The organism is Klebsiella sp. P1CD1, from assembly GCF_003790505.1.
GTDB lineage: Bacteria > Pseudomonadota > Gammaproteobacteria > Enterobacterales > Enterobacteriaceae > Klebsiella > Klebsiella variicola.
This window is the reverse complement of record NZ_CP033631.1, coordinates 306,535-329,864: the sequence shown is the minus strand read 5'-3', so window position 1 is coordinate 329,864 and position 23,330 is coordinate 306,535. Positions and strand designations below refer to the sequence as shown.

At 59.9% G+C, this 23,330-nt stretch carries 18 protein-coding genes; 11 read left to right on the top strand and 7 right to left on the bottom strand.

Features of this window, described 5'->3' with window-relative positions:
* Nucleotides 1-340: 340 nt before the first annotated feature.
* Nucleotides 341-778 carry a universal stress protein UspA gene (gene uspA / locus DTA24_RS01535; RefSeq protein ID WP_004145166.1) on the top strand — a complete coding sequence of 146 codons (438 nt, stop codon included), beginning with the start codon at nt 341-343 and terminating at the stop codon, nt 776-778.
* 256 nt (nt 779-1,034) lie between these two features.
* Entirely contained in the window at nt 1,035-2,507 is a 1,473-nt protein-coding gene (dtpB, locus tag DTA24_RS01530) for a dipeptide/tripeptide permease DtpB (protein ID WP_123836529.1), read from the top strand.
* A 145-nt stretch (nt 2,508-2,652) separates the two neighbouring features.
* Here dtpB and rsmJ read toward each other — a convergent pair whose 3' ends face one another.
* From rsmJ to DTA24_RS01515, 3 genes are all read right to left on the bottom strand, one after another.
* Nucleotides 2,653-3,405, bottom strand: coding sequence for a 16S rRNA (guanine(1516)-N(2))-methyltransferase RsmJ (rsmJ, locus tag DTA24_RS01525; RefSeq protein WP_012967105.1), 753 nt, complete (start codon nt 3,403-3,405; stop codon nt 2,653-2,655).
* A 7-nt stretch (nt 3,406-3,412) separates the two neighbouring features.
* Nucleotides 3,413-5,455, bottom strand: coding sequence for an oligopeptidase A (gene prlC / locus DTA24_RS01520; protein ID WP_008806935.1), 2,043 nt, complete (start codon nt 5,453-5,455; stop codon nt 3,413-3,415).
* A 182-nt stretch (nt 5,456-5,637) separates the two neighbouring features.
* The gene (locus DTA24_RS01515) at nt 5,638-6,909 is read right to left on the bottom strand and encodes an acid phosphatase (protein ID WP_055323086.1); all 1,272 of its coding nucleotides are present in this window, start codon (nt 6,907-6,909) and stop codon (nt 5,638-5,640) included.
* A 193-nt stretch (nt 6,910-7,102) separates the two neighbouring features.
* Here DTA24_RS01515 and DTA24_RS01510 point away from each other — a divergent pair, with 193 nt between their 5' ends.
* The gene (locus tag DTA24_RS01510; RefSeq protein WP_008806933.1) at nt 7,103-7,945 is read left to right on the top strand and encodes a 23S rRNA (adenine(2030)-N(6))-methyltransferase RlmJ; all 843 of its coding nucleotides are present in this window, start codon (nt 7,103-7,105) and stop codon (nt 7,943-7,945) included.
* Nucleotides 7,946-8,017: 72 nt separating this feature from the next.
* Nucleotides 8,018-9,370, top strand: coding sequence for a glutathione-disulfide reductase (gorA, locus tag DTA24_RS01505; protein WP_012967102.1), 1,353 nt, complete (start codon nt 8,018-8,020; stop codon nt 9,368-9,370).
* Nucleotides 9,371-9,422: 52 nt separating this feature from the next.
* On the opposite strand, the gene DTA24_RS01500 is transcribed toward gorA, so the two are convergent.
* Nucleotides 9,423-10,046, bottom strand: a complete 624-nt coding sequence (locus tag DTA24_RS01500) for a glutathione S-transferase family protein (RefSeq protein ID WP_012540364.1) — start codon at nt 10,044-10,046, stop codon at nt 9,423-9,425.
* Between the two features lie 135 nt (nt 10,047-10,181).
* Here DTA24_RS01500 and DTA24_RS01495 point away from each other — a divergent pair, with 135 nt between their 5' ends.
* The 3 genes from DTA24_RS01495 to DTA24_RS01485 all read left to right on the top strand — a co-directional run bounded on the left by DTA24_RS01495 (nt 10,182) and on the right by DTA24_RS01485 (nt 13,822).
* Nucleotides 10,182-11,330: an iron-containing alcohol dehydrogenase gene (locus DTA24_RS01495; protein WP_023323366.1), complete on the top strand. Its 1,149-nt coding sequence runs from the start codon at nt 10,182-10,184 to the stop codon at nt 11,328-11,330.
* A 239-nt stretch (nt 11,331-11,569) separates the two neighbouring features.
* A complete protein-coding gene (locus tag DTA24_RS01490) occupies nt 11,570-13,222 on the top strand; it encodes an alpha,alpha-trehalase (RefSeq protein ID WP_008806929.1) in 1,653 nt (550 codons plus the stop codon).
* A 66-nt stretch (nt 13,223-13,288) separates the two neighbouring features.
* A complete protein-coding gene (locus DTA24_RS01485) occupies nt 13,289-13,822 on the top strand; it encodes a GNAT family N-acetyltransferase (RefSeq protein ID WP_023298314.1) in 534 nt (177 codons plus the stop codon).
* A 24-nt stretch (nt 13,823-13,846) separates the two neighbouring features.
* Here DTA24_RS01485 and DTA24_RS01480 read toward each other — a convergent pair whose 3' ends face one another.
* Nucleotides 13,847-14,605, bottom strand: coding sequence for an SDR family NAD(P)-dependent oxidoreductase (locus DTA24_RS01480; RefSeq protein WP_012967099.1), 759 nt, complete (start codon nt 14,603-14,605; stop codon nt 13,847-13,849).
* Between the two features lie 119 nt (nt 14,606-14,724).
* Here DTA24_RS01480 and DTA24_RS01475 point away from each other — a divergent pair, with 119 nt between their 5' ends.
* The 3 genes from DTA24_RS01475 (at nt 14,725) to DTA24_RS01465 (ending at nt 18,356) form a co-directional block, all read left to right on the top strand.
* The gene (locus DTA24_RS01475) at nt 14,725-15,624 is read left to right on the top strand and encodes a LysR family transcriptional regulator (RefSeq protein ID WP_022065187.1); all 900 of its coding nucleotides are present in this window, start codon (nt 14,725-14,727) and stop codon (nt 15,622-15,624) included.
* 106 nt (nt 15,625-15,730) lie between these two features.
* Nucleotides 15,731-16,762 carry an inner membrane protein YhjD gene (yhjD, locus tag DTA24_RS01470; protein ID WP_008806925.1) on the top strand — a complete coding sequence of 344 codons (1,032 nt, stop codon included), beginning with the start codon at nt 15,731-15,733 and terminating at the stop codon, nt 16,760-16,762.
* 271 nt (nt 16,763-17,033) lie between these two features.
* Nucleotides 17,034-18,356: an MFS transporter gene (locus DTA24_RS01465; protein WP_012967096.1), complete on the top strand. Its 1,323-nt coding sequence runs from the start codon at nt 17,034-17,036 to the stop codon at nt 18,354-18,356.
* Nucleotides 18,357-18,393: 37 nt separating this feature from the next.
* Here DTA24_RS01465 and DTA24_RS01460 read toward each other — a convergent pair whose 3' ends face one another.
* Entirely contained in the window at nt 18,394-20,445 is a 2,052-nt protein-coding gene (locus DTA24_RS01460) for an AsmA family protein (RefSeq protein WP_012967095.1), read from the bottom strand.
* A gap of 194 nt (nt 20,446-20,639) precedes the next feature.
* On the opposite strand from DTA24_RS01460, the gene DTA24_RS01450 reads away from it, so the two are divergent.
* Nucleotides 20,640-21,569 carry a sugar kinase gene (locus tag DTA24_RS01450; RefSeq protein ID WP_012967094.1) on the top strand — a complete coding sequence of 310 codons (930 nt, stop codon included), beginning with the start codon at nt 20,640-20,642 and terminating at the stop codon, nt 21,567-21,569.
* A gap of 53 nt (nt 21,570-21,622) precedes the next feature.
* On the opposite strand, the gene DTA24_RS01445 is transcribed toward DTA24_RS01450, so the two are convergent.
* Nucleotides 21,623-23,125: a M16 family metallopeptidase gene (locus DTA24_RS01445; RefSeq protein ID WP_008806921.1), complete on the bottom strand. Its 1,503-nt coding sequence runs from the start codon at nt 23,123-23,125 to the stop codon at nt 21,623-21,625.
* Nucleotides 23,126-23,330: the final 205 nt, after the last annotated feature.

Genomic DNA, 23,330 nt, shown 5'->3' with positions numbered 1-23,330 from the left:
CTACCGCTCCCCAAATAACCCACGACGATACCGTAAAGAGTGCGATTCCGATCACATTTATTTTTCCGACCGGCTCATTAAATAGTGTAGGAGATCCATTAATTTTTTTACCACAAGGTTATTCGTTATCAATACGTAAGACGGATAAATTTGTTTAACTTTTAGGTGAACCCAGTGCATTGACGGAGTGCGGGGGGCGCTATAAGGTAGGAAATATCTTCTACAATGAAGTCCTTAAAGGCTACCCTCCCGCGAATGTAGCACGCAGGACGCGGGCGAAACGGCAGCGCCAGCTGTCAGGTCCAATGGTCATCGACAAACTTATGGAAGGAGTAACACTATGGCTTACAAACATATTCTTATTGCAGTAGACCTGTCCCCGGAGAGTAAAGTACTGGTTGAAAAAGCCGTTTCTATGGCCCGCCCGTATAACGCAAAAGTGTCCCTGATCCACGTGGATGTGAATTACTCCGACCTCTACACCGGGCTGATTGACGTTAACCTCGGCGACATGCAAAAACGCATCTCCGAAGAGACCCATCACGCGCTGACCGAGCTCTCCACCAACGCGGGCTACCCGATCACCGAGACCCTGAGCGGCAGCGGCGACCTCGGCCAGGTGCTGGTCGATGCGATTAAAAAATATGATATGGATCTGGTGGTCTGCGGCCACCATCAGGACTTCTGGAGCAAGCTGATGTCTTCTGCCCGCCAGCTGATCAACACCGTCCATGTCGACATGCTGATCGTCCCGCTGCGCGACGAAGAAGACGAATAACCGTCCCGTTTTATCCGCGTAAGACGCCCGCCGATGCGGGCGTCTTTATTTTCGCTTTCCCCTCACCGCATGGCAGAGATTAAAGCCATAAAATCGCCATTCAATTAGTGTGATCAACCAGTTATTCGCCAAAACATCTATATAATAATCTATTCACTAAGCCAATAACCGCAGCATGGCGAGTTATCAGACATTTTCGGCGCGTTCTGGCATACGCGTTCATACTTTTTGGGAAAGTAAAACAAGGCGAAGGAATATGAATACAACTGCACCTACGGGCTTGCTGCAGCAACCTCGTCCGTTCTTCATGATCTTCTTTGTGGAGCTCTGGGAACGTTTTGGCTATTACGGCGTTCAGGGGATCCTGGCGGTCTTCTTTGTCAAACAGCTGGGCTTCTCTCAGGAACAGGCCTTTATCACCTTCGGTGCCTTCGCGGCGCTGGTTTACGGGCTGATCTCCATCGGCGGCTACGTGGGCGACCATCTGCTGGGGACCAAACGCACGCTGGTGCTCGGCGCCATTGTGCTGGCTATCGGCTACTTTATGACCGGGATGTCGCTGCTGAAACCGCAGCTGATCTTTATCGCTCTCGGCACCATCGCCGTCGGCAACGGTTTGTTTAAAGCCAACCCGGCGAGCCTGTTGTCAAAATGCTATCCGCCTAAAGACGCCCGTCTCGACGGGGCGTTTACCCTGTTTTATATGTCGATAAACATCGGTTCACTGCTGTCGCTCTCGCTGGCGCCGGTGATCGCCGAAAAGTTTGGCTATGCCGTGACCTATAACCTGTGCGGCGCGGGGCTGATTATCGCGCTGCTGGTCTACTTCGCCTGCCGTGGGATGGTGAAAGATATTGGCTCCGAGCCGGATCATCGCCCCCTCAGCCTGCGCAATCTGGCGCTGGTGCTGGCCGGGACGGTGGTAATGATTTTTCTCTGCGCCTGGCTGATGCATAACGTGATGGTCGCCAACCTGGTGCTGATTGTCCTGTCGATCGTGGTCATTGCGTTCTTTTTCCGCGAAGCGTTTCGCCTCGATAAAACCGGACGCAACAAAATGTTCGTCGCCTTTATCCTGATGATCGAGGCGGTGTTGTTCTACATTCTGTATGCCCAGATGCCGACCTCGCTAAACTTCTTCGCCATCAACAACGTCCATCATGAGATCCTGGGCTTTACCATCAATCCGGTCAGCTTCCAGGCGCTCAATCCCTTCTGGGTGGTGGTTGCCAGTCCGGTGCTGGCGGCGATCTACACCCATCTCGGTCACAAAGGGAAAGACCTGACCATGCCGGTGAAGTTTACCCTCGGGATGTTGCTCTGCGCGCTGGGCTTCCTGACCGCCGCAGCCGCCGGGATGTGGTTTGCCGACGCCCAGGGATTAACCTCGCCGTGGTTTATTGTGCTGGTCTATCTGTTCCAGAGCCTGGGCGAACTGCTGATCAGCGCCCTGGGGCTGGCGATGGTTGCCGCGCTGGTGCCGCAGCATCTGATGGGCTTTATTCTGGGGATGTGGTTTCTGACCCAGGCCGTCGCGTTCCTGCTGGGCGGCTATGTGGCGACCTTCACCGCAGTGCCGGAAAACATTACCGATCCGCTGCAGACCTTGCCGGTCTATACCAATGTGTTCAGTAAAATTGGCCTGGTGACGCTGGGCGTCACGGTGGTGATGGCGCTGATGGTGCCGTGGCTGAACCGGATGATTAATACCCCGGCCAGCGCCGAGTAACCGTTTAAGATGGCCGATCCGCGCTGGCGCCGTTTGTTCAGATATTGCGGTTCCCGGCTTGCGCTACGCTGAGCCGGGCGACAATTCGGTAGCCCGGATAAGGCGCGTTGCGCCGCTATCCGGGAGATACCACCACGGCGTAATATTACTCCGGCGTACCGGCGTAAATATCAAACCGATGCCCTTTGGTCACCACCGCGTTCGGCGTGGCGACCTCCGCCAGCGGCGGCGCGTAATCCGGGCGCTTCACCACCACCCGTTTGGTCGCCAGCTGGCGCGCCGGGGCCAGCAGGCCATCGGCGTCTAAATCGGGCCCCACCAGCGACTGAAAGACGCGCATCTCTTTCTTCACCAGCGCGCTTTTCTGCTTATGCGGGAACATCGGATCGAGGTACACCACCTGCGGACGCGGGGTGATATCGGTCAGCGCCGTCAGGCTGGAGGCGTGGATCAGCTGCAGCCGCTCCTCCAGCCAGCCGCCAATTTCCGCATCGGCATAGCCGCGCGCCAGGCCATCGTCGAGCAGCGCGGCGACCACCGGATTACGCTCCAGCATTCGCACGCGACAACCGACCGACGCCAGCACGAAGGCATCGCGTCCCAGCCCGGCGGTGGCGTCGACGACATCCGGCAGGTAATCACCTTTAATACCCACCGCTTTGGCGACCGCTTCACCGCGGCCGCCGCCAAACTTGCGCCGGTGGGCCATCGCCCCGCCGACAAAGTCGACGAAGATGCCGCCAAGTTTGGGCTCATCGCGCTTACGCAGCTCCAGATGCTCCGTCGTCAGCACCAGCGCCATCGGGTTATCTTCATCCTGCTCCAGCCCCCAGCGGGCGGCTAAAACAGATAAGGCGCCGTCTCCGGCGCCTGTTTCATCAATTAAGCAGATCTTCACCGCAGACTTAACCCTTGATCCCGTAGTGCTCCAGCATCGCGTCCAGCTGCGGCTCACGGCCGCGGAAGCGTTTGAACAGCACCATCGGCTCTTCGGAACCACCGCGGCTCAGGATATTGTCGAGGAACGACTGACCGGTTTCGCGGTTGAAAATCCCCTCTTCTTCGAAGCGTGAGAAGGCGTCCGCCGCCAGCACGTCGGCCCACAGGTAGCTGTAGTAACCTGCCGCATAGCCGCCGGCGAAGATGTGGCTGAACGCATGCGGGAAACGGCCCCAGGTCGGGCCCGGCACCACAGCGACCTGCTTTTTAATCTCGGCCAGGGTCTCAAGAATTTTCGCCCCCTGCTCCGGCTTGTATTCCGCATGCAGGCGGAAATCGAACAGGCCGAACTCCAGCTGGCGCAGAATAAACATCGCCGCCTGGTAGTTTTTCGCCGCCAGCATTTTCTCCAGCAGCTCCTGCGGCAGCGGTTCACCGGTTTCATAATGACCGGAGATAAACGCCAGCGCTTCCGGCTCCCAGCACCAGTTTTCCATAAACTGGCTCGGCAGTTCGACTGCATCCCACGGCACCCCGCTGATGCCGGAAACGCCGGCGGTATCAATGCGGGTCAGCATGTGGTGCAGACCGTGGCCGAACTCGTGGAACAGGGTAATCACTTCGTCGTGGGTGAACAGCGCCGGTTTGCCGTTGACCGGGCGGTTGAAGTTACAGGTCAGGTAGGCGACCGGCTTCTGCAGGGAACCATCCAGTTTACGCATTTGGCCGACGCAGTCGTCCATCCACGCCCCGCCGCGTTTATGTTCGCGGGCATACAGGTCAAGATAGAAGCTGCCGCGCAGCTCGTTGTGTTCGTCATACAGCTCGAAGAAGCGCACTTCCGGATGCCACACATCGACATCGGTACGCTCTTTGGCGGTAATGCCGTAAATGCGCTTAACCACTTCGAACAGGCCGTTAACGGCTTTGTTTTCCGGGAAATAGGGGCGGAGCTGCTCATCGCTGATGCTGTAGAGGTGCTGCTTCTGTTTTTCGCTGTAGTAGGCAATGTCCCACGGCTGCAGTTCATCAACGCCAAACTCGGCTTTGGCGAAGGCGCGCAGCTGGGCCAGCTCTTTCTCGCCCTGCGGACGGGCGCGTTTTGCCAGGTCGGTGAGGAAGTCGAGCACCTGCTGTGGATCCTCCGCCATTTTGGTGGCGAGGGATTTAAAGGCATAGCTGTCAAAGCCCAGCAGCTGCGCCAGCTCATGGCGCAGAGCGAGGATCTCCGCCATCACCGGGCTGTTATCCCATTTACCGGCGTTCGGCCCCTGATCGGAGGCACGCGTGGAGTAGGCGCGGTACATCTCTTCGCGCAGCGCCTGGTTGTCGCAGTAGGTCATCACCGGCAGGTAGCTCGGGATATCCAGGGTCAGCAGATACCCTTCCTGCTCTTTCGCCTGGGCCTGAGCCTGAGCGGCGGCCAGCGCGCTTTCCGGCATACCGGCCAGATCGGCGACGTCGGTCACCAGCTTGTTCCAGCCCATGGTGGCGTCGAGGACGTTGTTGCTGTACTGGTTACCCAGCTCAGAGAGGCGCGCGGCGATTTCACCGTAGCGTTTCTGCGCCTCCGGCGGCAGGCCAATACCGGATAATTCAAAATCGCGCAGCGCGTTGTCGACCGCTTTTTTCTGCGCGGTATTCAGCGTGGCGTAGTTATCGCCATCGCGCAGGTCACGGTAGGCTTTATACAGGCCTTCATGCTGGCCGACCCAGGTGCTGTACTCGGAGAGCAGCGGCAGGGTCTGTTCGTAAGCTTCGCGCAGTTCCGGGCTGTTTTTTACCGAATTCAGATGGCTGACTGGCGAGAAGATGCGTCCCAGCACATCGTCCACTTCCGCCAGCGGCTGGCAAAGATTTTCCCAGCTATACGGCGCGCCGTGCGCCACCGCGCTTTCCACCGCGGCCCGGCAATCATCCAGCGCTTTGGTGACCGCAGGGACCACGTGTTCCGGTTTGATCGCAGAAAAAGGCGGCAGGGAAAAAGGCGTCAGTAATGGATTGGTCATATGCGCTGTCCTGTTGAAAAGGGTGAATGAAGCGCGCGTCCGGCGCTTATGCATGAGATCTAGAATGGGGGATAGTTGGGGGAATTTCAATGACGGGCGGTGCGTCATCCTGGGTATTACTGCGATAAGTCCGCCCGTTGCGGGAAAAGGCCGACACGCGGTGCAGCGTGCCGGAAACCGCATTAATGCCTTTTTTGCGCCATCTCCCAGGCCGCCGACAGATTCAACCGCTGCCAGAACTGTTGTTCGGGGGTGGTGCCGGAAAGGGGGTAACCCGCCGGCAGCGCGGTGTTGACCATCAACGCCCGACGCTGGGCCGCTGACAGTTGCGGCAGGGCAGCCTCCAGCAGCACTTCCGCCCCCTCAGGCACCTGCAGACGCGGCTGCGGCCCCTTCTGCTGCGGCAGGTCGTAGGTCATGGTGAAACGAGAGAAATCACGCATCGCCGGATCGCGCCAGGGATCGTCTTTCACGCTGCTCTTCGCGCACTCAGCAAGCGATGTGCCGCAGGCTTTCGCCAGCGCGGCGCGCAGCTGATCGCGGGCTTCGTTAAATAATACCCGGTAGTGCGGATCGTTAAGATAGTGGGCCACGTTGCGCTCGGCCACCATCCGCGAGCCGATCACGTCCAGCGGATAGTGGACGCCCAGCACGATGCGCGAGTAGCCATAGCGGGCGCCGCGGGTTACCAGCGCGTCGTAGCGCTCCGGGATCATCGCCGCCAGCAGCAGAGCATCGGTATAGCCGGTGTTGGTGTGGCCGCTGGGGAACGAGCCGCCGTCAGCGGTGTAGGGCTGGTTATCCTTCACCACCACATCGTCAGGCACCAGGTGAATGGTGTTGCCCTGAACCAGAAACGGCCGCGGATTGTTGAAGTGCTTTTTCGCCTCGCCGGTGCTGACTTCCGAGGCTTTGATCAATGCTGCCGCTTTCCCCAGCGCGCCCTGGTCATAGGCGGTCAGAAACGCTTTGCCCAGCCGCGGCCCCAGCGCATCGCTGAGGAAGTAGAGGTAGCTAATCCCTTCCGCATCGGCCAGCGCCTGACGGCGTGTCGTCTGCACGGCATCGCGATTGATGCTAGTCACCGTCGCCAGATTCTGCTTCACGACGGTCTCCGGCAGGGTGCTGAACGCCGACAACAGCGCAATACCCGCCTGCTGGTTGGCCCGGGTCTGGAAGTCATAGCCGCTGGCCTTCAGCCAGGCGGTATCGGCCTGAGTTTTGTTTTGTTTCGTGTGCGCCAGCCGATCGCGGGTCAGCGTGGCGGCATCCCCCTGCAGAGCGTGACGTAGCTGCGTCAGCGCCTGTTGCTCAAGATCGTCATACGCCTGGCTGGAGGCAGCCGGCGTCACGCTATTAGCGAGGGCCGCCGCCCTGTCCAGCGGAATGTCTTTGGCCAGAACCGGTTGCGCCAGCAGCAGCGCGACGGCCAGCAGTGAGAGTTGCCTTTTCATTATTTTTCCTTTTATTCAGATAATTACCTTGCCTGCACCCGACGCTAGCGCGGCCGTTTGACGTTTTTATGACAGCGTTATGTTTTGCAACGCTTTTGGCAGAAATGAAACAGCGCGGCGGCGCAGCGGTAATCTCGGCCGATCTGCGGTAAACTATCGGTTAACTTGTTTACTTCCCGGAATCTCTGTATCCATGCTCAGTTATCGCCACAGCTTTCACGCAGGCAACCACGCCGACGTCCTCAAACACACCGTTCAGAGCCTGATCATCGAAGCGCTGAAAGAGAAAGAAAAACCGTTTCTCTACCTGGACACCCACGCTGGCGCGGGCCGCTATCAGCTGAGCGGCGAGCACGCCGAGCGTACCGGCGAGTATCTCGAAGGCATCGCCCGCATCTGGCAGCAGGACGACCTGCCGGCAGAGCTGGAGCCGTATATTTCCGTGGTCGAACACTTCAACCGTAATGGCCAGCTGCGCTACTACCCGGGCTCGCCGCTGATCGCCCGCCAGCTGCTGCGCGAGCAGGACAGCCTGCAGATGACCGAGCTGCACCCGAGCGACTTCCCGCTGCTGCGCGCTGAATTCCAGAAAGACAGCCGCGCGCGCGTCGATAAAGCCGATGGCTACCAGCAGCTGAAAGCCAAGCTGCCGCCGGTATCGCGCCGCGGTTTGATTCTGATCGACCCGCCGTACGAAATTAAAACCGACTATCAGGCGGTGGTGACCGGGATCCACGAAGGCTACAAACGCTTCGCCACCGGCACCTACGCCCTGTGGTATCCGGTCGTGCTACGCGCACAGATCAAACGCATGATCAAAGAGTTAGAAGCCACCGGCATTCGCAAAATTCTGCAAATCGAGCTGGCGGTGCGTCCGGACAGCGACCAGCGCGGCATGACCGCCTCCGGGATGATCGTCATCAACCCGCCGTGGAAGCTGGAGCAGCAGATGAACAATGTGCTGCCGTGGCTGCACAGCAAGCTGGTTCCGGCCGGCACCGGCCACGCCACCGTCAGTTGGATCGTACCGGAGTAATCGCAACCATCGGTGGAACCTTTTAAGCCTCGCGCTACAATCGCGGCAATCAACGATTAAGGACATATGGGCATGAGCAAACATTATGATTACCTCGCCATCGGCGGCGGTAGCGGCGGTATCGCCTCGATTAACCGCGCGGCCATGTACGGCCAGAAGTGCGCGCTGATTGAAGCCAAAGAACTGGGCGGCACCTGCGTCAACGTCGGCTGCGTGCCGAAAAAAGTAATGTGGCATGCGGCGCAGATCCGCGAAGCGATTCATCTTTACGGCCCGGACTACGGTTTCGATACCACCATCAACCATTTCGACTGGGAGAAGCTGGTCGCCAGCCGTAGCGCCTACATCGACCGCATCCATACCTCCTACGACAACGTACTGGGTAAGAACAACGTCGACGTGATCAAAGGCTTCGCGCGCTTTGTCGATGCCCATACCGTGGAAGTGAACGGCGAGACGATCACCGCTGACCATATCCTGATCGCCACCGGCGGCCGGCCGAGCCACCCGAATATTCCGGGTGTGGAATACGGTATTGATTCCGACGGTTTCTTTGAACTGCCGGCGCTGCCGAAGCGCGTGGCGGTGGTCGGCGCGGGCTATATCGCCGTTGAGCTGGCGGGGGTGATTAACGGCCTCGGCGCCGAAACGCACCTGTTCGTGCGTAAACACGCGCCGCTGCGCAGCTTCGATCCGCTGATCGTGGAGACCCTGGTGGAAGTGATGAACGCCGAAGGCCCGCAGCTCCACACCAACGCGATCCCGAAAGCGGTAGTCAAGAATGCCGACGGCAGCCTGACGCTGGAGCTGGAAGATGGTCGCAGCCAGACCGTAGATTGCCTGATTTGGGCGATTGGCCGCGAACCGGCGACCGATAACTTCAACCTGGCGGCTACTGGCGTCAAAACCAACGAAAAAGGCTACATCGTCGTTGATAAGTTCCAGAACACCAACGTGCCGGGCATCTACGCGGTGGGCGATAACACTGGCGCCGTCGAGCTGACCCCGGTGGCCGTGGCCGCAGGCCGTCGCCTCTCCGAACGCCTGTTTAACAACAAGCCGGAAGAGCATCTGGACTACAGCAACATCCCGACCGTGGTCTTCAGCCACCCGCCTATCGGCACCGTCGGCTTAACCGAGCCGCAGGCGCGCGAGCAGTACGGCGACGACGCCGTGAAGGTCTACAAATCCTCCTTCACCGCGATGTACACCGCCGTCACCTCGCACCGCCAGCCGTGCCGCATGAAGCTGGTGTGCGTCGGCCCGGAAGAGAAGATTGTCGGGATCCACGGCATCGGCTTTGGGATGGATGAGATGCTGCAGGGCTTTGCGGTGGCCCTGAAGATGGGCGCCACCAAAAAAGACTTCGACAACACGGTTGCCATTCACCCGACGGCGGCAGAAGAGTTCGTCACCATGCGCTAAGACGCGATCGCCGGATGATAAAAAGAAGCCCCAGGGGCTTCTTTTTTTATGTTCAGGCCACGCCGTTATTGCCGTGGCGCATAAACGCCGGGCGCTGGTTGAGCGCCATATACCAGCGTTCCACGGCCGGCATCTCCGGATGGGCAAAAGGGGTCATCTTCCAGCGATGCACCGACAGCCCCAGCACGATATCGGCGAGAGTGAAGCGCTCGCCGGCTATCCACGCCCCGGTACGCTGCAGTTGCGCTTCGACAATGCGCACGCAGTGGGTCCAGGTGGCAATACTCTCTTTAATCGCCGCCGGATCCTGAAAGCGCGGATCTTTACGCACCAGCCCCATAAAGGCATGGCGCCAGGCAGTGTTAAACTCGGTCGCCTGCCAGTCCATCCAGTGCTCCACCTCGGCGGCGGGCTGTGGCTCGGCGGGCAGCAGATCCCAGCGCTCCGCTTTCCGCGCCAGATAGCGGCAGATACTGTTCGACTCCCAGAGCACGAAGTCACCGTCCAGCAGCACCGGCACCAGGCTGTTAGGATTCAGGCGCTGAAACTCAGGCGTATCCAGAGGCTTAAATCCGCTGCCGTAATCCTCCTGCTGGTACGCCAGCCCGGCTTCCTCGCAGGTCCACAACACTTTCCGTACATTGATTGAAGAGCGTTTGCCCAGAATTGTTAGCATTGTCAGCGATTCCTCAGCCATAAAAGAGAGATCTTTCACTCTACTCTATTGTCAGCCTTGCCAGCCAGCAACAAGGCAGAGTAGTGGATAATGTGTATAGTTGATTCCAGCCTGTTTGCCGAAAAGGAACCCGACATGTTGACCCCTTTTACCGTTTTGATGCCCGCAAATATTCGTTTTGGCCGTGGTCAGGCCCTGAGCGCTGCCCCCTGGCTGGCGCAGCAGGGCGGCCCCATTCTGCTGGTGCATGGCGCCAGCCCGCAGCGGGCGGCGTTTCTGCGCCATCAGCTGGAGGCGCTGCAGCTGGAGGTCACGATGCTGGCGATAAGCCGCGAACCCTGGCTTATCGATATCGAGCAGGGCGTCCAGCTGGCGCGCGAGAAAGGCGTCCGGGCAGTGGTCAGCCTCGGCGGCGGCGCGGTGATTGACGCCGGTAAGGCGATTGCGGCGCTGGTGCCCGCCGCCGGCCCGCTGGTCGACTATCTGGAGGTGGTGGGAACGGGTCGTCAGCTGGAAGCCAGTCCGCTGCCGTTCGTGGCGATCCCGACCACCGCCGGGACGGGCGCGGAGGTCACCAAAAATGCGGTGATCAACGTCCCGGAACAACAGCGGAAAGTGAGCCTGCGCGACGACCGAATGCTGCCTGACCTGGCGATTGTCGACCCGGCGCTGACCGACAACGCGCCGCGGAGCATCACCCTGAGCTCCGGCCTCGATGCCCTGACCCAGGTGATCGAGCCCTGGCTCTGCAGCCGGGCCACTCCCTTCACCGATGCCCTCTGCCAGCAGGCGATCCCGCGGGGCATCCGCGCGCTGAAAATCCTGATGGAACAAGAGTGTCCGGCCAGCCGCGACGAGATGGCCTGGGTCAGCCTGTGCGGTGGACTGGCGCTGGCGAACGCCGGGCTGGGAGTGATCCACGGCCTTGCCGGCCCGCTGGGCGGCCTGAGCCGCGCCTCGCACGGTGCTTTATGCGGCAGCCTGCTGCCGTTTGGCCTGGCGCTCAATGAGTCGCAGATAAGCGACCCTGCCCTGCGCCAGCGCTTCAACGACGTTCGCCGCTGGCTGGCCGACGGGCTGGACGTCCCTGTGGATCGGGTCTGGGACAGTCTGCGGGAATGGAGCCATCGCGCTGGCCTTGGCACCCTGCGCGACCTCGGCGTAGCGCGCGATGCGCTGGAACCGGCGGCGCTGGCCGCCAGCACCTCCTCATCAATGAAGGCCAATCCGGTCAGCCTGAGCGGCGAACAGCTGCTGGAGATGCTGGAGGCGGCGTGGGAGTGAGCGCCCCGGGATAAAATTTTGTTGCATAATGAATGCTCCGAATTTCATCTGTGCCAGGATGTACAATTTTTAATTAATTATCAACAGCATACTTTAAAATGACAGCTTTTCTTCTCGGCGGAAAAGCGTGATCTCACGCACAGTTTGCTTCACACTCACCGAAGCGACTGTCTACGCTTAATAGACAAGGCCGGGTATGCCCGGCCCCGAACTCACGCTATCCGGAGGTCCGTATCGCTATGTTCAGCCAGAAATTACGCCACGTTGAAGACGACGAGTTAAGGATCGACATCGATCCCTGCTACGAAGCCGATCCGTACGAATTAAAGCTGGATGAGATGATAGACGCTGAACCGGAGCCTGAGGTGATCGAGGGGCTTCCGGCGTCCGATGCCCTTACCCCGGCGGATCGCTATCTTGAGCTGTTTACCAACGTGCAGAAATCACGCATCTTTGCCGACAGCAAAACCTTCCCCGACTGCGCGCCGAAACACGATCCGCTGGACATCCTGCGCAACTACCGCAAGGTCAAACGTCAGCCCGACTTCGACCTGCGACAGTTCGTGGAAGACAACTTCTGGCTGCCGGAGAACCAGACCGACGTCTACACCTCGGACCCCAGCCTGACGCTGAAAGAGCACATCGATAAGCTGTGGCCGGTGCTGACCCGCGAGCCTCAGGATCATATTCCCTGGTCGTCGCTACTGGCGCTGCCGCAGGCCTATATTGTGCCTGGCGGTCGCTTTAGCGAAACCTATTACTGGGACTCTTATTTCACCATGCTGGGGCTGGCGGAGAGCGGCCGGGAAGATCTGCTGAAATGCATGGCCGATAACTTTGCCTGGCTGATTGAAACCTACGGTCACATTCCGAACGGCAACCGCACCTACTACCTCAGCCGATCGCAGCCGCCGGTGTTTGCCCTGATGGTCGAACTCTTTGAAGAGGATGGCGTGCGCGGCGCGAAGCGCTATCTGGACCATTTGAAGATGGAGCACGCCTTCTGGATGGACGGCGCCGAGTCGTTGATCCCGCACCAGGCGTATCGCCACGTGGTGCGTATGCCGGATGGCTCCCTGCTCAATCGCTACTGGGACGACCGGGACACGCCGCGGGATGAGTCCTGGCGCGAGGACGTGGAGACCGCCCGACACTCCGGGCGGCCCGCCAATGAAGTGTACCGCGACCTGCGGGCGGGCGCCGCGTCCGGCTGGGACTACTCCAGCCGCTGGCTGCGGGATATCACGCGGCTGGCCAGCATCCGCACGACGCAGTTTATCCCCATCGACCTGAACGCCTTCCTGTTCAAGCTGGAGACGACCATCGCCAATCTCTCCGGCCTGAAGGGCGATCGCGAGACAGAGGCGGCCTTCCGCCAGAAGGCTCAGGATCGGCGGGCGGCGGTCAACCGCTATCTGTGGGATGATGAGAACGGCTGTTTCCGCGATTATGACTGGCGCCGTGAACAGCTGGCGCTGTTTTCCGCGGCCAGCATCGTCACCCTTTACGTCGGCCTGGCGACTCACGAGCAGGCAGAACGCCTTGCCGATGCGGTGCGGGCCCGCCTGCTCACCCCCGGGGGGATCATGGCCACCGAATATGAAAGCGGTGAGCAGTGGGATAAACCTAACGGCTGGGCGCCGCTGCAGTGGATGGCGATCCAGGGATTTAAACGTTACGGCCAGGATCCGCTGGGGGATGAGATTGCCTGGAGCTGGCTGCAGACGGTCAATCACTTTTACAAGCAGCATCACAAGCTGATTGAGAAATACCATATTGCCACCGGCGTCCCGCATGAGGGTGGCGGCGGGGAGTATCCCCTGCAGGATGGCTTTGGCTGGACCAACGGCGTGGTGCGCCGACTGATTGGCCTGTACGGTGAGCCAACCTAGTCGGGCTGTTCCCGGCGGCTTTCTCCTGCTATGTTCAGAGGATTCGCCCTGCCTGGAATGACGCTTATGCCTGAACTCCTGACGCCGCGCCTGCGCTGCTCACCGCTGCAGCTGGACGACTGGTCGTTTTTTCTTTCCCTGCAGCAGGATCCGCAGGTCATGCTCTACGTCGCCGACCCCCGGCCGCAGGCGGCCATCCGCGAGGCGTTCGATTCGCGGCTGCCGCCGTGGGCGCCGGGGGATGAACACTGGCTGTGCCTGGTGGTGCGCGACAGGCTCACCCATACCCCGCTCGGCCTGACCGGTTACCAGCATCATCAGCGCGACATTGCCGAGGTCGGCTTTCTCTTCGCTCCGGCGGCGCAGGGCCGGGGCTACGGCTACGAATCGCTGCGCGCGCTGTGCGACTACGCCTTTGCCACCGGCGGCGTCCGCCGCCTGACCGCCAGCGTCACCGCCGGCAACGAGGCGTCTAAGCAGTTGTTGCTCAAAGCCGGCTTCCGGCTGGAGGGGGAGTTGCGGGAGAACTACTGGCTGAACGGCCGCTGGCACAATGACTGGCTGTTCGGTCGGCTGCGTGGGGAGGGCGATGCGCCGTAGCGCACCGCCCGGCGTCAGTCTGGCTCAGAGGAACATCCCGCCCGAGACTTCCACGCGCTGCGCGTTCATCCACGCCAGCTCATCGCTGAGCAGGGCGGCGATGGCGTCGCCGATATCATCCGGCAGCCCGACGCGCCCCAGCGCGGTCTGGGCGGCGATATGCCGATTCACCTCGGCGTTATCGCGCACCACGCCGCCGCCAAAGTCGGTCTCGATGGCTCCCGGCGCAATGATATTCACCGAAATACCGCGCCCGCCCAGCTCTTTCGCCTGATAGCGGGTCAGGACCTCCATCGCCCCCTTCATCGCGGCGTAGGCCGCATAGCCCGGCAGGGCAAAGCGCGCCAGGCCGCTGGAAACGTTGAGGATCCGTCCCCCGTCCTGCAGGAGGGGCAGCAGCCGCTGGGTCAGGAAAAATGGCCCTTTGAACTGGATGTTCATCAGCTCGTCAAACTGCGCTTCGCTGGTCTCGGCGAAGGGGACGTTAAGGCCGATCCCGGCGTTGTTCAGTAAATAATCAAAGGTGGTTCGCCCCCACTTCTGCGCCAGCACCTGTGCCACCTCGCTGGCGAAAGCGTCAAAACTTGATATATCCCCGACGTTCAGCGCTAATGCTGCCGCTTTGACCCCTTTTTGCTCGATTTCTGCTACCACGTCGAGGGCCGCCTGGCGGTTGCTGTGGTAAGTCAGAAGAATATCGGTTCCCTTCGCCGCCAGCTTCAACGCGGCGTTTTTACCCAGACCGCGGCTGCCGCCGGTCACTAAAGCGATACGTTGTGTCATCAGAAAACCCCTTTCAGGTTGCGTTGTGATTGTGTTCTAGCTTATTAACTGCCAGTGAAACAATAAATACGCTACATTACGTTTTACTGTTTCATTCATAACAACAATAGGCGATCGGCATGGATAAAATTCATGCAATGCAGTTATTCATTCGCGTAGCGGATCTGGAGAGTTTTTCCCGCGCCGCCGAGACCCTGGCGCTGCCGAAAGGCAGCGTCTCGCGGCAGATTCAGGCCCTGGAAAGCCATCTTGGCGTGCGGCTCCTGCACCGTACCACCCGTCGGGTTCAGCTCACCCAGGATGGGATGGTCTACTACGAGCGGGCGAAGGATCTGCTGAGCAACCTCGACGAACTGGACGGCATGTTCCAGCACGATCCGGCGAGCATCAGCGGCCGGCTGCGGGTGGATATGCCGGTCGGTTTTGCTAAAAAACTGGTGATCCCTCATCTGCCGACTTTTTTACAGCAGTATCCGGGCATCGAACTGGAGCTGAGCAGCAGCGACCGGCTGGTGGACGTGATCCGCGAGGGGTTTGACTGCGTGGTACGCGTCGGCGCGCTCAAAGACTCAGGGCTTATCGCCCGCCCACTGGGCAAGCTGACGCAAATTAACTGCGCCAGCCCGGACTACCTTGCGCGATTTGGCTATCCGCAATCCCTTGAGGATCTGGCGGATCATGCCCTGATCCACTACGCCAGCACCCTCGGGGTCCGTCCCCCCGGCTTTGAGGTGGTGATCGATGGCGCGGTGCGCTGGGTAAAAACCGGCGGCATATTGACAGTCAACAGTACGGAAACCTATCAGGCAGCCTGTATCGCCGGGCTGGGGATCATTCAGGTGCCGCGTACCGGCGTGCGCGAGGCGTTACGCGCCGGCGACCTGACGGAGATCCTGCCCCAGTACCGCGCCGAGCCGCTGCCGGTCTCGCTTATCTACCCCCATCGGCGCAATCTCTCCCGTCGCGTACATCTGTTTATGGAGTGGCTGGGCGGGTTGATGAAAGATTATGTCGATTGATCCCCGCGGATGGTGAACGGGTGGCGGGTAGATGCGTTCCTGCAGGATACGCCATTTAAGGTATACTTTTTGCTGAATCTCGCGGTAAAAAAGGAAGAAATCACGTATGACGCCGGAAAACGACGATCGACGCCCACCACAGGAACCGGACACGCAGCCGGAGAAAAACAAAAGCCCCCTCGACGCTCTCAATGACACGGCCGTCGGGCAAAAAGCCAGCCAGGCGCTGAAGACCGTCACCGGAACGGCGGCCAAAGTGCAGCGCAACCCGGTGATCGCCCACTTACTGCGCGCCGCAGAACGTTTCAATGACCGGCTGGGCAATCAGTTCGGCGCGGCCATCACCTACTTCTCGTTCCTGTCGATGATCCCAATCCTGATGGTCTCCTTTGCCGCCGCCGGTTTCGTGCTGGCCTGGCACCCGACCCTGCTGCAGGACATTTTCGACAAGATTCTGCAAAACGTCAGCGACCCGACGCTGGCGGCGACGTTGAAAAACACCATCAACACCGCGGTGCAGCAGCGCACCGCCGTCGGTCTGGTCGGCCTGCTGGTCGCCCTCTATTCCGGTATTAACTGGATGGGCAATTTGCGCGAAGCGATCCGCGCCCAGTCGCGCGACGTCTGGGAGCGCCGGCCGCAGGACGAAGAGAAAATCTGGATAAAATACTTCCGCGATCTTATCTCGCTGATCGGTCTGCTGGTGGCGCTGATTATTACGCTGTCCATCACTTCTGTCGCGGGTTCCGCCCAGCAGTTGATTATCTCCGCGCTGTATCTCGACAACATTGAATGGCTGAAGCCCGCCTGGCGGCTGATCGGCCTCGCCATCTCGATTTTTGCCAACTATCTGCTCTTTTTCTGGATCTTCTGGCGGCTGCCGCGCCATCGTCCGCGGCGCAAAGCCCTGTTTCGCGGCACGCTTATCGCGGCGATTGGCTTTGAAATCATCAAAATCGTCATGACCTGGACGCTGCCGGCGCTGGTGAAATCCCCCTCCGGGGCGGCGTTCGGTTCGGTGCTGGGGCTGATGGCTTTTTTCTATTTCTTCGCCCGCCTGACGCTATTCTGCGCCGCATGGATCGCCACCGCGGAGTATAAAGACGACCGGCGGATGCCTGGCAAAACCCACCGTTAACGCATTGCGAGGATGAATTGAAGAGGCAAAATTCATCCTCGCGCTTTATTTCAGTAGATAAATCCACCCATTAACTTTTATTTAACCAAAAACTGGTTTTATCCTCTATCTTTTTAATTGTGTGAAGCATTTCATAGAACCATTTTTACTGGTGTAAAAATTATCCGCTTTTTGCCTGTTTTTTACCCACTTTCCACGTTTGTTACAGATTGAAATGTCCCTGTGGCTGTGGCTATATGGCTTTTCGTTCGCGCAAAAATAAGAAAGATCTATGCAAGCCACAGCCACCACACTCGAAAACTCGCAGGAAACCGCCCCGGTCAATTCACGCAACAAAGTCGTTGTCGCCTCGCTCATTGGCACCGCCATTGAGTTTTTCGACTTCTACATCTATGCCACTGCCGCGGTCATCGTCTTCCCGCATATCTTTTTCCCGCAGGGCGATGCCGCCGCGGCCACCCTGCAGTCGCTGGCCACCTTCGCCATCGCCTTCGTCGCCCGGCCGATCGGCTCCGCGCTGTTTGGTCACTTTGGCGATCGCGTCGGCCGCAAGGTCACTCTCGTGGCCTCGCTGTTAACCATGGGGATCTCCACCGTGGTGATCGGCCTGCTGCCCGGCTATGAAAGCATTGGCATTGTCGCGCCGATGCTGCTGGCGCTGGCGCGCTTCGGTCAGGGGCTTGGCCTCGGAGGGGAATGGGGCGGCGCAGCGCTGCTGGCAACGGAAAACGCCCCGGCGCGCAAGCGCGCCCTGTACGGCTCCTTCCCGCAGCTGGGCGCGCCGATCGGCTTCTTCTTCGCCAACGGCACCTTCCTGCTGCTCTCCTGGCTGTTAACCGATCAGCAGTTTATGGAGTGGGGCTGGCGCGTGCCGTTTATCTTCTCCGCGGTGCTGGTGATCATCGGTCTGTACGTGCGCGTCTCGCTGCACGAAACGCCGGTCTTCGCCAAAGTGGCAGCGGCGAAAAAACAGGTCAAAATCCCGCTGGGTACCCTGTTGACCAAACACGTCCGCGTGACGGTGCTGGGCACCTTCATCATGCTGGCAACCTATACCCTGTTCTACATCATGACCGTCTACTCGATGACCTTCAGCACCGGCGCCGCGCCGAATGGCCTGGGCCTGCCGCGTAACGAAGTGCTGTGGATGCTGATGATGGCGGTGATTGGCTTCGGCGTGATGGTGCCTGTCGCCGGCCTGCTGGCGGACGCCTTTGGCCGTCGCAAGAGCATGATTGTCATCACCACGATGATTATTTTGTTCGCCCTGTTCGCTTTTAAACCGCTGCTGGGTTCCGGTAACCCGCTGCTGGTCTTCGCCTTCCTGCTGCTGGGTTTAAGCCTGATGGGACTGACTTTTGGCCCGATGGGCGCGCTGCTCCCGGAGCTGTTCCCGACGGAGGTGCGCTACACCGGCGCGTCGTTCTCCTATAACGTTTCGTCGATCCTCGGCGCCTCGGTCGCGCCGTATATTGCCGCCTGGCTGCAGGGCAACTATGGCCTGGCGGCGGTCGGCACCTATCTGGCGGCGATGGCGGCGCTGACGCTGATCGCCCTGCTGCTGACCCACGAGACCCGCCACCAGTCGTTGTGATCCTTCGCCCTGACGCCGCTGGCGTCAGGGCTCTCCCCTACTTTTTCATCTGTGACAAAATGGTCCGACACTGGTTGCTATCGCCCTCCGCCGGGGAGACCAGCGCCAGCAGCGCGGCAGCCGGCGTCACCAGGGTCGCCAGCGCCGCCGCTACCGCACCGCGGACAATCAGCGGCCCGGCCTTCACTCCCGCCTGCGGCGATTTAAAGGTGCCCCGTACATACAGCGGTGAACGCAGGGTGATCACCCGGAAGCCTTTGCTTTCCGGATCGATGGTCAGGTCCAGCTGCTCGGAGGCGAAGCTGGCGGTTCCGGTCACATTGATCAGCGCGTTTTCCGTATCGAAGGCAAAAATCTGCGGCCGGGCGACGCCGTTGGTCACGTCGATATTGGCCGCCGCACAGTTCACCCGAACTTCCTCATCACCAAAAATCTGGCCGATCAGGTAGTTGCCGACGTTAAGACCGAGAATTTCCATCAGGTTACGACTGATCAGGCCGTCGTTCATCAGCAGTTTCAGGTTGCCATTACTGTTGCCGAGCAGGGCCGCCACCGAGTTGCCGCTGCCGCGCAGCTGAACATCGCCATTCATCTCGCCAAGGGTTTTCTGCATCATCTCGACGTTCGGCATCAGCGCCTTCAGCTTCAGGCGTCGCGCCTGCAGATTGGCCTCACCCTGCAGCGGCTTTTTATCGCCCTGCAAGTGTACGCTGCCGGCAATCGACCCGTTGGCCAGGCCAAAGCGCACCGGCTGCAGGCGCAGGTCGCCATCTTCCAGGATCACATGGGTCGACAGATCGCTGATCGGCAGGGTGCCGCCGTGCTCAATTCTCCGGCCCTTAAAGCGTACATCGGCATCCATCACCTGCCATTTATCGGTTTCAAAACGGTCTGCCGGCAGCACTTTACCCGCCGGCTGCGGTCGGTCGCCCGCCTGGCGCGCAGCGCCTTTCTTCGTCCCTTTGCCGGAATCGACGCCGATTAACGGCCCGAGATCCGCCAGCCGCAGCTGCTTCGACTCCATATCGCCGCTGAGTTTCGGTCGCGGTTTGCCGGTGGTATAGGTGAGGGAGCCATGAATGTCGCTATCGCCGATCCGACCATTAAAATCCTGGTAGTCAAAACGCATGCGGTTTTTCTGCTTAAAGTCGGCGCGCAGGCGGCCATCGGTAGAGAACGATGGCGTCTCCGGCAGCAGCACACCGGTCAGGTCGTAGAGATCGCGCAGCGAGTCGCCGGCGAATTTCAGCCGCAGGTCAATACCGCCGACGTTGAGCGGGTCGCTGACCGTGCCGCTGAATGCCACCCGGGTGTTGCCGGAGTGGAAGTCGCCCTGCAGCGGGAAAGGCGTGCTTGCGCTGCGCAGGGCCAGCATGCCGCCGATTTTACCGTTACCGGTGACCGGCTGGTCCTTGTAGCGGCCCTTCAGCGACAGGCCAAAGACGTAATCGCCCACTTTCGCCGCGCTATGCTGATCCTTCGTGCCGGTCACTTCGCTGAACGGCAGCGGTTTGCCGAGGGGATCGACAAGGATGGTGATATCGCTGCGGGTGATCTTGTCATCGATGGCGATAGTCCCGCGGTCAAAGAGAATATTATCGAGGCGAAAGGACCAGCTGGAGGGCGCGCTGTCGCCCGACGTACGCTGATCGCCAGCCAGCTGAAAGGTCCAGTTATTATTGTCTTCCGCCAGGCGGATCAGCCGCACGTCGGGCTGTTCCAGCTTGATCCACGGCAGGTACACCGTTTTGCTCAGCAGCGCCAGCGGGGCGAGGGTCGCCTCCACCCGCGGCAGGTGGATCATAGTCACCTGGGGGATGGCCGGCGGGTTGCCCAGCACGATATCTTCCGCGTGCACATGGGGCCACGGGATCCAGCTGCGCCAGCCGCGCTCGTCCGGCTGCCGCTCCCAGACCACGCCGAGATCGCCGCGGATGGCGAACGGGCGGTTAAGTTCGGCGGACACTTTCTGATTGATCGTCGGCTTCAGCCGGTTCCAGTCAAAGGTGGCCAGCACGATAAAGAAGAGAACGATCAGCAACAGTATCGTTCCTGTGATGATAACCAACGTTTTACGGGTTCTGCTCATCCCTACTCCGCTCCTTTTGCATCACGTCAGTCCTGAATATAGTCAAAACGCGGCGTTTATCCTGGAAATGCGCTTTTCGTCACATTACGCGCGTCAGGTCAAAAAAATAATGGAACGATGTTTTAATATGATTGACCAGCAAAACAGCGCAGCGCACACTAGCGCTTATATCGATTCCATTGCAGGTTCTGGCTATGTCTAAAAAAATTGCCGTTATTGGCGAATGCATGATTGAGCTGTCAGAGAAGAACGGGGCCGTTAACCGCGGCTTTGGCGGCGATACCTTAAACACCTCGGTCTATATCGCGCGGCAGACCGATGCCAGCGCACTGAGCGTCCACTATGTCACCGCGCTGGGAACCGATGCGTTCAGCCAGCAGATGCTCGACAGCTGGCAGCAGGAAAACGTCAACACCGATCTTATCCAGCGGATGGCCGACCGCCTGCCGGGGCTGTATTACATTGAAACCGATGACACCGGCGAGCGCACCTTCTACTACTGGCGCAACGAGGCGGCGGCAAAGTTCTGGCTGGAGAGCGATCGCGCGGCGGCGATTTGCGAAGAGCTGGCCACTTTCGACTATCTCTATCTGAGCGGCATCAGTCTCGCCATTCTCAGCCCGGCCAGCCGCGACAAGCTGTTCACGCTGCTGCGTGAGTGCCGCGCCAACGGCGGCAAGGTGATCTTCGACAACAACTATCGTCCACGCCTGTGGGCCAGCCAGGCGGAGACGCAGCAGGTCTATCAGGAGATGCTTGCCTGCACCGATATCGCGTTTCTGACGCTCGATGATGAAGACGCGCTGTGGGGGGAAAAACCGGTTGCTGAGGTGATCGCCCGCACGCATGCCGCCGGCGTGGAAGAGGTGGTGGTGAAGCGCGGGGCGGATGCCTGCCTGGTCTCGGTTAGCGGGCAACCGCTACAGGAAGTGCCGGCTGTCAGGCTGGCCAAAGAGAAGGTGGTGGATACCACCGCCGCCGGAGACTCCTTCAGCGCCGGCTACCTGGCCGTTCGCCTGACCGGCGGCGATGCTGAATCCGCCGCCAAACGCGGACACCTGACCGCCAGCACGGTGATCCAGTATCGCGGGGCGATCATCCCGCGGGAAGCGATGCCGCAGTAATTCTCCGCAGGAAGCGCTCTCCGGCCGCCGCTGGCGCGCCGGAGAGGCGTTAGTTACTGCCCTGGCGGGATGTCGCTGGCCTCGCTGTGGGCATCAACTGTATCAGCGCTGCCGCTGACCGCCGCGGCCGCCGGATTCGGCGCCATCAGTTTTTCCCACGTGGCCTGCAGCTCCTTCATGTTGTATTCCGGTTCGCCTTTCGGCTGTTGTAGCACCAGCGCCATATCCTGGGACAGCTGCTGACGCAGGTACTGATTCAGCATGTCTACCGTCAGGGAGTTGAGGAACTCCTGGCGCAGCTTCTGATACTGCTCCGGCGCGATATCCACCACCTGATTCTGCAGGGAGCGCATGCGCTGGCTCATCAGAATATCGGTGTCAGTGCGCGCATAGGTGGCAAACAGCCTCTGCAGCTCGAGGCTTTTCTGGGCGATAAGCGCGTCAAACTCCTCCTGCGGCAGGCCGTTGTCCCGCACTTTCGCCAGCTCGCGCGAGACCACGCTCAGGTTGTTGTTCAGACGCTCGCCCGGCGATTCGATGTTGATCGCGCACTGCGCGCGTTGATAGAGCACCCGGCAGTCAAAGCCAAGACCAATATCCTTCACGTTATTTTTGCTCAGGCTCTGCTGCACGTGCCAGAACAGCGCTTCGCGGGCGAGGTCGTCGCGCCAGTAGCGCTGCAGCGCCGCGGAGTCGCGGATTGGCTGCCAGGGCGCATCCCACATGATGGACAGTTTGTCCTGACGCACCGCGCTGGTCATGATGCTGACCGGCACGGTAGGCAGTGGCGATAAGGTCGGCACCGCCGCGGGCGTTTCCCGCTTGCCCTTCAGATCGCCGAAGGTTTTGCTGATTTGCTCAGCGACGCTGCGGCTGTCGACGTTACCGACCACAATCAGCGTCATGGCGTCGGGGGTGTACCATTTATGATAAAAGTCTTTCAGTTGCGCCACGTCTATCGGCTGCTTCAGCGGCGCGGCAGGATCATGGCCCAGCATGGTGGACCCTTTCAGGCGGTAGCGCCACCAGCCCTCTTTGGTATCCAGCGGCCACGTCGCCACCATGTCGCTGCCCTGCAGCGCATGATTGATCGATTCAGGCGTAATGGTCAGCTTACCGCTGGCGTCCGCCAGCCAGCTCAGCGCCTCTTTCAGCAGATCGTTGCGGTTATTGGGCAGACTGAGATTAAACATTGTGTAATCGTAGGAGACGATGGCCGGCGGCAGAGGACGCTTCGGGTCAATACTCTGCTGCCATAAAGAGCGCGCCTGCATCGTCGGCAGGCTGCCGCTTTGCGTCAACGCCAGGCGAGGAACAAAGCGGCTGAAACCACTCTGCTGAGTGCTTTCGCTCAGCGAGCCAATATTCACGGACAGACGGACTTCAATACGGTCGCTGGGACGCTGCGGCGTGGCCAGCACCTGCCACGTCAAACCATTCGCTAAGGTCCCTTGTTGCCAGGCCGGATCAGGCTGGAGCGCTTCTGCCTGCACATAACCGGCCGCCGCTACCATCAGCAAACCGCCCGTTAAGAGTTTAATTGTTGTGCCCTGCATGTGAACCCCTGATGAACATTCCTGGTTACAACAGCACCCCACTGACGGGCTGCCGAAAAAAAGTGAGAGTGAAATACGTCGGTTAGACCACACGGAGACGAAAATGTCGCATGACAACGCAAAATAATCATTTCGTGTCATTTCCGCCAAGCGGAAATGACCTCTAATTATGCGCAGGAGCCCGTACTCCAGCAAGGGAGTACGG